At 37.9% G+C, this 12227-nt stretch carries 10 protein-coding genes; 6 read left to right on the forward strand and 4 right to left on the reverse strand.

The window, feature by feature from the left end; all coding sequences use genetic code 11:
• Positions 1-284: 284 nt before the first annotated feature.
• Both FTX43_RS12550 and FTX43_RS12560 read left to right on the forward strand, forming a co-directional pair.
• Positions 285-641 (forward strand): YxeA family protein, encoded by a 357-nt coding sequence (locus FTX43_RS12550; protein ID WP_147607095.1) that lies wholly within the window; start codon positions 285-287, stop codon positions 639-641.
• A 283-nt stretch (positions 642-924) separates the two neighbouring features.
• Positions 925-2142, forward strand: a complete 1218-nt coding sequence (locus tag FTX43_RS12560) for an IS110 family transposase (protein ID WP_073490895.1) — start codon at positions 925-927, stop codon at positions 2140-2142.
• A 307-nt stretch (positions 2143-2449) separates the two neighbouring features.
• Here FTX43_RS12560 and FTX43_RS12565 read toward each other — a convergent pair whose 3' ends face one another.
• Positions 2450-3454, reverse strand: coding sequence for a nucleoid-associated protein (locus tag FTX43_RS12565; RefSeq protein WP_002290131.1), 1005 nt, complete (start codon positions 3452-3454; stop codon positions 2450-2452).
• 164 nt (positions 3455-3618) lie between these two features.
• On the opposite strand from FTX43_RS12565, the gene FTX43_RS12570 reads away from it, so the two are divergent.
• From FTX43_RS12570 to FTX43_RS12580, 3 genes are all read left to right on the forward strand, one after another.
• The gene (locus FTX43_RS12570) at positions 3619-4470 is read left to right on the forward strand and encodes an aldo/keto reductase (RefSeq protein WP_002309625.1); all 852 of its coding nucleotides are present in this window, start codon (positions 3619-3621) and stop codon (positions 4468-4470) included.
• A gap of 16 nt (positions 4471-4486) precedes the next feature.
• Positions 4487-4732 (forward strand): hypothetical protein, encoded by a 246-nt coding sequence (locus FTX43_RS12575; protein WP_002309626.1) that lies wholly within the window; start codon positions 4487-4489, stop codon positions 4730-4732.
• A gap of 185 nt (positions 4733-4917) precedes the next feature.
• Positions 4918-5622, forward strand: a complete 705-nt coding sequence (locus tag FTX43_RS12580; RefSeq protein WP_002344122.1) for a hypothetical protein — start codon at positions 4918-4920, stop codon at positions 5620-5622.
• Positions 5623-5803: 181 nt separating this feature from the next.
• On the opposite strand, the gene FTX43_RS12585 is transcribed toward FTX43_RS12580, so the two are convergent.
• Both FTX43_RS12585 and FTX43_RS12590 read right to left on the reverse strand, forming a co-directional pair.
• Positions 5804-7171, reverse strand: a complete 1368-nt coding sequence (locus FTX43_RS12585; RefSeq protein WP_073490516.1) for a phosphatidylinositol-specific phospholipase C — start codon at positions 7169-7171, stop codon at positions 5804-5806.
• Between the two features lie 159 nt (positions 7172-7330).
• Positions 7331-9772 carry a hydroxymethylglutaryl-CoA reductase, degradative gene (locus FTX43_RS12590; RefSeq protein ID WP_080491747.1) on the reverse strand — a complete coding sequence of 814 codons (2442 nt, stop codon included), beginning with the start codon at positions 9770-9772 and terminating at the stop codon, positions 7331-7333.
• Positions 9773-9956: 184 nt separating this feature from the next.
• Between FTX43_RS12590 and FTX43_RS12595 the strand changes: the two genes are divergently transcribed.
• Positions 9957-11111 carry a hydroxymethylglutaryl-CoA synthase gene (locus FTX43_RS12595; protein WP_002309630.1) on the forward strand — a complete coding sequence of 385 codons (1155 nt, stop codon included), beginning with the start codon at positions 9957-9959 and terminating at the stop codon, positions 11109-11111.
• A 22-nt stretch (positions 11112-11133) separates the two neighbouring features.
• Here FTX43_RS12595 and FTX43_RS12600 read toward each other — a convergent pair whose 3' ends face one another.
• Positions 11134-11886 (reverse strand): class I SAM-dependent methyltransferase, encoded by a 753-nt coding sequence (locus tag FTX43_RS12600; protein ID WP_047928013.1) that lies wholly within the window; start codon positions 11884-11886, stop codon positions 11134-11136.
• Positions 11887-12227 lie beyond the last annotated feature (341 nt).

Consider the following 12227-nt stretch of genomic DNA (forward strand, 5'->3'; position numbering starts at 1 on the left):
AAAAAGAATACGTCCGGCTTACTTTTTGTAAGATTCGAACTAAGCTTATTATACGTCAAAATTGGTCAAAGTCAACTAAGAGCACTCGCCTATCTTACACACGAAAAAAGTACCTTTTATAAATAAAAAATTGTGTTTTTTGAGAAAAGCTTCAAGCTAGTCCTTACCTTTCTTTTGAAGCAATAAGAACAAAATGAGGAAAAGTTTAAAATTCAGCTGTCGCCAACAACTTTCAATAGACGAAATCTTCTATTTCGTTAATAATAAGAGGAGAGGTGAAGTACATGAAAAAATTAATTGGCGTACTTGTCGTTTTATGCATCTTTCTCGGCGGAAGTTTTGCAGCTTATCATTATTTTTACGGCGGTGAAGCCTATTATACAAAAATCACGACGAATGGCGAAATATCAGCTATCCAAGCAGATAACGGAGAGAAATTCACGACTTATATCTACAAGCAAGCGGCTTATAATAAAGATGGAGAAAAAAAACAAGTGACGCTTCGCGAAAAAAGAGAACATCCATTAAAGATGAATGCGTATCTTAAACTCAAAGTCAATCCTCGTAAAGGTGTATTAAGCTGGGAAGAAATAAAAGCTTCTGAAGTCCCTAAAAATGCGGCAGAAAAAATCGATCAATAATCGATGGTCTTAAAATTTTATTAGATAAAACATACTAAGATTAGAGGGGAACATCATTGACGAATGATGTTCTCCTCTATTTTCTATTTTTAGATTATAGTGAAGAGTGAAAGAAAGTTCGAACAAAGCCTTGAGGACTACGAGTCCCTATCAAAAACCGAACTTCTTTACTGTCATTTTAGAATCAGGTTTACGTATGTTGGGGCCATGAGCCCGTGTATAGGAAATTGGAATCGAAATGAAGCAGTAAAGTTCTTTCAAAACTTAAAAAGGAGGAAAACAAATGCCTTACATTCTTGCATTAGATGTTTCAATGGGACACAGCTACAGTGTCCTATACAAAGACGACACCTGCTTATTTGAAGACGAGATTGAACACACTCAAAGAGGATTTCATGCATTACTCGAAGAGATCCAGCACTTGCCTGAACGTCCATTGATTGTTTTTGAAGCAACGGGGATTTATTCCAGACCAGTCGAAAAGTTCTTTCAAGATCATCACTTTTCTTACTGTTTGTTAAACCCGTTAGAAGCGAAAAAACAGATGGAAGAAAGCACCTTACGCAGTTGGAAAACAGATAAATCGGATGCCCATCGGCTCGCACAGACTCATCTTAAAAGTCAACGTCAGCCAAAAGAAGTACAAAGCAATTTTTACTTAGAGATGCGCGATTTAGCCCGTTTTTATCAAGAAATTGAGAAGAAAATCACTCGTCTGCGCATGGATTTACACAACTGTCTTCAGTTGACTTTTCCAGAGCTTGAACAGTTCTTTTCAAACAGGCTGACCCCTTACGCATTGACATTGATCCGTCTTTTTCCCCATCCAGATTTTGTATTGGCATCTACTCGGACAAAAATAAAAAATAAACTGATCAACGAAACACGGAAAAAAATCTCCGCGAATCGTGCCGAGCAAAAGGCAGATCAAATCATCCACTATGCACAGTGTGCCTATCCAGCTGTTGAAAAAGACAGTATCCAATGTCAAAAAACAATCTATTACGCCGAACTTCTCCAAGATTTACTCGAACAAAAAGAAGCACTGGCGACACAAATGATCAAAAAAGCCGAAGGCTCTCCTTGCTTTTTGTTGTACCAAACGTTCCCTGGGATTGGCGCACTCACAGCCGCTTTATTGCTCGGTGAATTAGGAGATATCACACGATTTAAAACCCATAAACAATTGAATGCTTTTGTCGGAATCGACATCCGACGGTATCAATCAGGTAAGTATACTGGCCAAGACCGCATCAATAAGCGTGGTAATCCCAAAGCACGGAAAATTATTTTCTTCACCATTCGAAATATGATTCGCCAGCAACGCGCAGCTCCTAATCATATTGTCGATTATTACTACAAATTAAAAAAGCAACCTATCCCTAAGAAAGAGAAGGTTGCCACAGTTGCTTGTATGAACAAGCTTCTGAAATGTATGCACGCTATGGTTAGGGCACATACAGAGTACGACTATGCGTACGCGGTCTCAGTGGACCATTAACTAAACCACTTACAGTATACCACTTCTTTGCCCAGATCGAAAATTTTTTACGAACGGGGCTTTATTTGGTGTGCCTTGATTTTGTCGCTTTCGTTTACGAGCTATTTTTCTTGCACCTTTTACTTGACTAATCGTAGGAAAAGAGGCTGGGGCAGAAGCGTTTATACGTTTTTAGAGCGTGAGACAAAAGTGTTCTTTACTTTTGTCTCACGCTCTTTTTTTGTTATATTCGTCCTTTCAGATCCTTCTCATGGACCATTCATTCAACTAAACATCGGTAGTTGAACATCTAATGTTCCAGTCACTTTTATAAACGATTTAATACTTCATCCACATTTTTGATCATCACAGATATCGTACCATCTGGATTATTCACAAATTCAATCAAATCTGGGTTGCGATATACATCGACTGGTACAATCAGTTCGATTCCGTTTGATAATTTAAATTTTTGTTTTCCAAATTTTTTCTCAGAAATTTCTTGTACTTCTTTTACAGGAGGTGCTTCTGGGACAAACCCTTGTTCCTGTACTTCTTCTTTAAAAGCCAGTTTTGCCGTAATGTTTTCCTTGAAGACTTTTTCTGCGATCATCTCATGATCCAACCGTCCTTTTTCTTCTATCGTGTCATAGACAGCTTCTTTTAAATCAGCCATGATATCAAATTCTTCTGTCTCGAATTTTTTTCCAAGATGCTTGGCTACTTTTTGGATCACTTTTACATTTTCTTCTAAAGAAGGTGCAGGAACACTTTCGATCACTCTTCCAGAAAAATAAAGCTCTTTTTTACCGGAAAACTCATATTTTTTTTCAATCAATTCATAGGTCCAATCGGACAAGTTCACCGCGAAGGCTTCATCTGCTTTTTGTGTTTTCGCGCCTAGTATTGCTCGGTTCAAAATCAAACGGTTGTCAATTCCTACTTCGTCTGCTTCAACAAAATGCGTATAAGCCTCACGATAATTGACTTTCAATAAAGATAAGTACATCACTGTATCTAATTCATACAAAACGACAAATACATCTGCACTTGGCGCCTCTTCACTTTCTTGGTAAATATCGAACCATCGCTGAACGATTGCTTCACTTGCTTCCACAAAATTTTCTTGAGCGATTTTAAGTGATTCAACGATCATGCTTTCTTCTGCCAATTGTCCAGTTTTCGTTTGGGCAGAAGAGATTTTTTGGATTTTCTTTTGAAGAAAATCACGAATATATTCTTTTGTCAGATCCAGCTCTTTTTGCGAAAAGACCGGCGAACCCGTCTCTCTGTCAATAATATGCAGGATTGCTTTTTTTAAATAGATATCCATTTCCTCATTCCCTTCTGTCTTAGTTTACGGAAAAAAATCAAAAATACCAGAATCAAAATCATTTTCTTTTAAACAAAAATTTCAATAGTAGAAACAAAATGGATTCTTTTTTTTGGAAAATGCGCTAAACTTATAGATGAACGAATAAAAAAGGAGCTGAAAGTATGAATTCATTAACAAGCACGTATCGTCTATCAAATGGTTACGAAATTCCAGTAGTAGGATTCGGCACATGGCAAACACCTGATGGGGATGTCGCTGTTTCCTCTGTTAAAGAAGCACTGGCTGCAGGTTATCGCCATATCGATACTGCCCAAGGATACAAGAATGAAGAAAGTGTCGGCCAAGCGATTAAGGAAAGTGGCATTCCTAGAAAAGAGATCTTCCTAACAACAAAATTATGGAATGCCAATCACAGTTATGAACTTGTGATGTCTTCTTTTGAAGAATCATTAAAGAAACTTCAAACAGATTATGTAGATCTGTTCTTGATTCACTGGCCAAATCCAGTTGCTTTTCGTGATAATTGGGAACAAGCAAACGCAGATACATGGCGTGCATTTGAAGAACTGTATGAAGCAGGTAAAATCAAAGCAATCGGTGTGAGCAATTTCTTGCCCCACCATCTAGATACACTTGCTAAAACAGCAAAAATCATGCCAATGGTCAATCAGGTTTTCCTTGCACCGGGTGAATTGCAGCCAGATGTAGTTGAGTATGCAAAAAAACATGAGATGATCCTTGAAGCATATAGCCCATTAGGCACTGGTAAAATCTTCGATGTCCCTGAAATGAAACAAATCGCTGAAGCGCATGACAAGACGATCGCACAAGTCGCTTTACGTTGGTCGTTGCAACACGGATTCCTTCCTCTTCCTAAATCTGTCACACCAAGCAGAATCAAAGAAAATACTGAACTGTTTGATTTTGAATTGACAGAAGAAGAAATGAAACAAATTGATCAGTTAGATGGTGTAGTTGGCAAGGCAAAAGACCCAGATACTACCCAATTCTAAGACGAAAGGTGATGTTATGGATCCAATCGAACGCTTGAATTCTCTCTCGGAAGACGTCATTCAGACTTTTCATTCCGATTTTGTCTTTTTGATCGATGCAGAGAAGATCCAACATTTCCCTGCAAGAAACTGGACACATGATCAAATCATCGAAGAGCTGAAAAAACGGTTCAATCATTCACTAATGGTCACAACTTGGCACGAACATGAAGTCATTTATTCACCTGAGTTACCTATTTTTGCCTTGATACCGAAAAAATAAAAAGATTGGAACAGGTTATCTATCCACATAACCTGTTCCATTTTTTTATTTTTCTTTCAAAAAATGGAAAAATAAGCAAATTTTTCTGTTGTAATTTGCGTATACGCAAGTTTTTTTGCATTACTCCTTTTCATTTGGCTTTTTTTTTCTTATAATCGAAAGGGTATGAGCGAAGGAGAGAACATATGAAGAAAAAACAGAAACAAAAATTATTAAATCAATTCCGTCCTTCATTGGATGGTGTAAGAGGACAGTTATTCCGTTCTCTAGAAAATGAAAGCTTGAGACGTTATGGTTTGCCATTACAAGTCATGCTTGATCCCAAAAACCGTCAAATCTTAACGATCGGATTAGCTGGAAAAACAAATGAAGATACACGAATCAATGTGCCTATCGATGATAATTTCAATACTGTATTAAAGCGGATCCGTTCAGGAGAAAACGGTATTTTCGAACGATTCCGTGACAATCTTCTTATTGAGATCGTATCTTACTGGAATGATCAACGTTTGAAAAACGATGAACCAACTGCACAAGCCGTTGCAACACCAGTGACAGAAGAAACAGTCAGTGTGCCAGAAGAAAAAGTGGAAGAACCAAAAGCGGACACAACTGAAAATACACGCTCAACTGATACGAATGCCGCTTTAAGTTTTGCTGATTTTTCAAAAGCTGTTGCTGAGTATCCTAAATTTTACACAGAACAAAATGAACAAGAAGTAGTTATTTATGAAAAAAATGCCGATGAACCTCGTAAGTTAGCAACTATTTCTATGACTGCTGAAAATGAATTTGCCATCGAAAAAGCACTTGAACGAAAATACAAAGTCAAATTGGCTTTGATTCCTTTAATTGAACAATTTTCAGCGACAGCGATTACGGAAAGATAGAAACATTCAACTGTAGAAACTGTTGAAGTTAATCCGTTGGTTGAATAAAAAACCGCTTGGTAGGTTAAACAAATGCCAAGCGGTTTCTTTATAGTCATATAGTATTTTTTATTATTTCGTTCCGTTGAATAAATAACTAATGATCAACAATTAATGAATTCGCTATGATTGATTTTCTTTATCAATCTTCTCTATGGATCACAAATCGTTGTCTTTGTATATGAGCGACTGGCGCAGTAATCAATTCTTGATTATTGTTGTATACGCCATCTCTTACTTCTAGTATTCGGTTACTATGAGCATTTTGCAAATAATACACATCTCCTAGCATATGCTCTAGCCCAGACGATAACAATCGCCATCTTGCACGATTTTGTATACTTGGCTGGTTCGTTACATCTATACCAAAAGAACTATTTTCTGCTAACACATGATCCCTGTTACGTTGACTTCGCAATATGTATGCTTTACTCGCAACATCATAATCTAAGTACCACTTTTGATTTCTACTCCCAGCGTTATGGTAAATGATTCCTCTGTTATTTCCTTGATTCCAATCCACAACTTTTGAGGTATCTGCTTCACATTGGATAGAAGTGATATATCCATCGTATTTCCCTTTGCTTTCACGGTCTTTCAATAAACGATGATTGATATCGATGATGGAATTAACGAGCCACTCACTTGGATAGTCGATAGGTACGATTCCCGTATGTTTGATATTTCTATTTATTATCCGGTAAAAAGAAAAATGATTGATTACATCTGCGTATCCCAATACACCATTCCAAAATCCATTTGCACTTAGATAATTGATATATTTGACACCATTTATTCCTCTGCTTTGGTGTGCCTTGTCGAATTGTTGCTCGACGGCCCACCGTTTATCATTTGGATTCACTGGATTCCAATAGTCTTGTATATCAAAACTTGACGGATAAGGGATTCCGACATTATTTCCCAAGAAATTACAAAAAATGACGATTTTTCCTCGTGTCTCTCTAAGAGTCGGATTAGCATTTCCATAATAAAAGTAATCTCTCCAACGACTATCTTGTAAATATCTTGTATTAAGAATATGGTTGAATGTATGGTCATTTACACTACTGTATTCTTGTTTCAATCTCATATAGACTACTTCTCCAGGATTGTCACGAAGAAAGGCCACTGTTTTATTAAGTACATCACCGAAATTCTGGTTTAGATAGTACCTGTCGTGATGCATCGTAAAAGCACCATCAATAGCACGCGCACGTATATCTAAAAAACGTATTCCATTGTCAAGCTGCTTGCGGATATCGATACTTTGTGTCTTTACGTATCCACTTGCTATACCTGAGAACGTTCCTGTTGCTGAATTATGGGTCCCTGGAATAGATAATTCTGAAAGACGTACATTATCATTTAATTCACTCATCCAATACCGATTATATGTACGTGCCGACCAATCTCCACCATTTATATGTGCATAAGACATTGGTGTTTTATATCCTAGTAAAAATAAACCGAAACAAATACACAATAGTACAGTAAATTTTTTCTTATTCATAAGTTCTCCATTCTTTTCTATTTTGTGCGCACACCTAATTATAGCTAGAAATATATTTTAACAATGAACACATTTTTCTCGTAAAAGAAAAAAAGACAAGATCTACAGTAACTAAAATAACTGCAAATCTTGCTTTATTCCTCTAAAGATATTGTTCTTTTATTTTTCCCGGATTTTTTCCAATAGTTGTATAGCTGTCTGCTGATTCATCTTTTCTGCTTCACGTAATTTTTGCGCAACTTGCTCGATTTCCTCACCAACTGCCCCAATTGAGATCGCTAATGAACGAGCTTGAAGCCCCATGTGTCCTTTTTGGATTCCTTCTGTAACTAATGCTCGCAAAGCAGCAAGATTTTGAGCTAACCCTACAGCAGCCATTACTTGTGCTAGTTCCTTGGCTGAATCAACATCTAGCATAGCTAAGGATACTTTAGCTTTTGGCAAGATATTAGAAGCTCCGCCTACTGTGGCCACAGCCAAAGGTACCGTTAACTTCCCAACTAGTTTATTTTCTTTAATCTGCCAGTCTGTTAATCCTTGGTATAATCCGTTTCTTGCCGCATAGGCATGGATCGAAGCACTTACCGCACGTGTATCATTTCCTGTAGCTGCTACTACAGCTTCTATACCATTCATGATTCCTTTATTATGCGTCGCTGCACGATAAGGATCCAGCTTCGCATACTCCCCTGCTTGTTGGATTTTTTTAGCGATTTGTTCACCAATTTCTTTGCTTCTCCCTAAGCGTTCAAAGGGAATTTCACAACAGGCAGAAGCCAACGATTCTGTAGCAAAATTACTTAAAATACTGAATAGAATCTCTTCCTCAGGGAACCATCCCCGTAATTTGTCTGCTACACTCTCAAGAATCGAGTTGATCATGTTGGCACCCATTGCATCTTTTACATCCACTAAAAAATCAATAGATAGGTAGGCATGGAAACTTCCCATAAATTCCCGTGTAGAGATATCTTGAACACCGCCCCCGCGTTTCACGATGGAAGGATAGCTTTCATTTGCACAAAGAATCAGTTCTTCTTTTCGATGATTCACTGCATCGATCACTGCTTGATACTCCGATTTTCCTGATAGAACGATTTGTCCACGCATCAACCGTTGAGGTGTTTCTGCACAGATATCTCCACAGATTTTTGCGCCATTGCTTGCAGCTGCAATAACAGATGGTTCTTCTGTAGCCATCGGGATCCATTTTTTCTTGCCATTGATTTGGAAATTTTGTGCAATGCCCATTGGGATCTCCACTTCGCTCACTTGGTTTTCAATCATGTGATCTGAGAGCTCTTCAGAAAGTGTTTGTTCCTCAAAAATCAGTGCATTTTCCTGTGTCAATACACCTTTTTCGACTAATTGACTGCGCCGTTCAGATGGCGTGAGCTGATAGAACTTTTTTTTTTGCAAATCCTCACGTGTTTGCTCCGTATTCGCTTCTAACAAGACTGCCAAGCCTAAACCTCCACCAATACATAATGAAGCAACACCGTATCTCTTCTGCTCACGAAGCAATCCGTAAGCTAACGTGGTCAAAATCCGTGCACCGCTTGCCCCAATTGGATGTCCTAATGCGATTGCTCCTCCATAGATATTGACCTTTTCTTCATCTAACTGTAGTTCTCGATTGACCACAATAGATGAAGCCGCAAATGCTTCATTGATTTCAAAAAGATCGATCATTGGTAAAGCTATTCCTGCTTTATCTGTCAATTTTTGAATGGCTGTGATTGGAGCGATTCCCATGATGCTTGGATCAATACCAACTTCCGCTACTTCTTTGATGGTTGCCAAATAAGGCAGATTATTATTCTCTGCGTATTCTTTGGATGCAAGGATCACCACTGAGGCACCGTCATTCAATGGAGAAGCATTACCTGCTGTTACTGTTCCTTCTTCCGAGAATACTGTACGTAATGTACCCAATTTTTCCAATGTACTATTTCCACGAACTGCTTCATCCTCAGATAACACGTCTTCAGCAGAAATCTTGACCGGAATGATCTCCTCAGAAAATACGCCAGCTTCAACAGCTTGAGCTGCTTTCAACTGGGATGCCAAGGCATAACGATCCTGCTCTTCTCTGCTCACAGAAAATTGAGTTGCCACATTCTCTGCGGTTAATCCCATATGTGTATTTGAAAATGCGTCAGTCAATCCGTCATTGACCATACTGGAAATTGGTTCGCCATATTCATTTGTTTCTGACTGATAGGGTTTCAGCATAGGTGCTTGTGACATACTCTCTGTTCCGCCGGCTACCACAAGCTCTGCTTCACCTAATTGGATCAGCTGGCGTGCTAAAATCACTGCTTTCATACCAGATCCACAAACTTCATTGATTGTCATTGCAGGGACATCCACTGGGATACCGCTGTTCAAAGCAATTTGTCTAGCAACATTTTGACCATTACCAGCCTGCAGGACATTTCCAAATATTACTTGATCTATTTTATCTTTTTTCAGTTTTGTTTTATCTAATAATTCTTTGGTCACAAGTGTGCCTAATTCAACTGCAGTAAATGAACTTAAACTTCCGCGATACTTTCCTATTGGCGTTCTTGCAGCATCTATCATTACGACTTCTTTCAAGTAAGCCACCTCCTACAAAAATATACCATTCTTTGCTATAAAAACAAATAGCTCTTGTTCCAGTTGTTTTTTTCTAAGATTAAATTTTAACAATCCTTAAATATTCGCTTTTTTATATTTCTTTTAATCTTTTTATGATACTTTAGTAAAGTAAGTTTTTTATCATGAGTAAAGAGGTGTTGAAATGAAAATAGGGATTGATCGTCTTTCCTTTTTTATTCCTAATTTATATTTAGATATGACAGATTTAGCAGAAAGCCGTGGAGATGACCCTGCAAAATATCATATCGGTATTGGTCAAGACCAAATGGCAGTCAATCGTGCGAATGAAGATATCATTACACTAGGGGCAAATGCTGCCAGCAAGATCGTGACAGAAAAAGACCGTGAGCGAATCGACATGGTCATCGTCGGAACAGAATCCGGAATTGACCATTCAAAAGCGAGTGCGGTAATTATCCACCATTTACTAAAAATCCAATCTTTTGCTCGTTCTTTTGAAGTAAAAGAAGCTTGCTACGGTGGCACCGCAGCTTTGCACATGGCAAAAGAATATGTCAAAAATCATCCAGAACGAAAAGTACTAGTCATAGCAAGTGATATTGCTCGTTACGGCTTGGCAAGCGGGGGTGAAGTGACGCAAGGTGTCGGTGCTGTTGCGATGATGATTACTCAAAATCCGCGTATTTTATCGATCGAAGACGACAGCGTATTTCTGACAGAAGATATCTATGATTTCTGGCGTCCAGATTACAGTGAATTTCCTGTTGTCGATGGACCTTTGTCTAATTCTACGTATATTGAATCGTTCCAAAAAGTTTGGAATCGACATAAAGAATTATCGGGTCGAGGACTCGAAGATTATCAAGCGATTGCTTTCCATATCCCATATACGAAGATGGGAAAAAAAGCATTGCAAAGCGTATTAGACCAAACAGATGAAGGAAATCAAGAACGGCTACTGGCTCGCTATGAAGAAAGCATTCGTTACAGCCGACGAATCGGTAATCTTTACACTGGTTCATTATACCTTGGACTAACTTCTCTACTGGAAAATTCGAAATCATTGCAGCCAGGAGACCGCATTGGTTTATTCAGCTACGGTTCTGGTGCAGTAAGTGAATTTTTTACAGGTTATCTGGAGGAAAACTATCAAGAATATCTCTTCGCACAATCTCATCAAGAGATGCTGGATTCTCGAAAACGAATCTCTGTTGACGAATATGAAATGATTTTCAGCGAATCGCTTCCTGAACATGGAGAAAGCGCAGAATATACATCAGACGTACCTTTCTCGATTACAAAAATTGAAAATGATATTCGTTATTACAAAATATAATAAACGCATAAAAAAGATCCCTTCACGAAATGTGGGGGAATTTTTTTTTGTCCTTGGACCAGAGAAGCAATCGATAGGTCAACCTAGTCGTACTGATGATTTCTTGTTTTTCACTGAATAGTTTGCGAATATATCTAGTCACAACAGGATCTTTTGCGTAATCTTCATAGTACATCTTCATCCACTCTTCAGTAATTGATTCCTGTGCAAAATAAGTAAAATCGTTTTTCTTTACTTTGATTCCTTTATCAATTAAATATGATTCAAATTGATCCATGATAAATGGGGTTGTATTAGGATCTTCTTCTATCATTCCTAGTTGCTTTTCGATAGGATAAAAAACATCATCGATTGATTCCACTACTCTCATTATCACGCACCATTTGCTTGCCTTTTTCATCAGTTTTTCTAATTGATTGGGATGTGTCAAAGCTGGGTTCGCTGCTGTAAAAACCACTTCATATGTCTCACTGGATTGGATAAATTCTTCTAATGATCGTTTGATAAAGGAAACATTTGACAAGTCAATTTTCTCTGCTTCTTTTTTTGCATTTGCTAGCATTCCTGAAGAAAAATCGATCAAATCGTAGTGATTAACTTCTTTTGCTAAAGAAATAAATCTGCCAGATCCTCCGGCAACATCTGCTACTATTTCAGCAGGCAGGACTTTCTCCGACTTCAGATATTCTCTTACATCTTCTGCAATAGTTGTTTGTGATTCTTGCTGGATTTCATAATATTCTTCCGCAAAATCATCCCATTCTTTTTCATTCATTTGAATCCCTCTTACTTTTTGATTTTTGTTAGATGTTTTCACTTTTCAGAATAAATTGTTCTCCTCTTTCATCTATTATATCTCTTTTGATGAATAAAAAAATGTTTTACTTTCCGTCTATTATAAATAAAAAAGGACTGTGACAAACGTCGTGTCACAGTCCCTTATTCCGAATAAACGGTGTTCAATCAGCTGACCCTCGGCATTAGCTCAACAAACGGCAAAATATGAGGAACTATTTTTCCGTTTGTTGAGCTAATACTCAGATCAGAACGCTGATTTCACAACCTCTGATACACGGTGTTCCTGAAGTAACTTCTTCAGAAATAAGCCGAAATGCC

Source organism: Enterococcus sp. DA9, from assembly GCF_008000875.1.
GTDB lineage: Bacteria > Bacillota > Bacilli > Lactobacillales > Enterococcaceae > Enterococcus_B > Enterococcus_B lactis.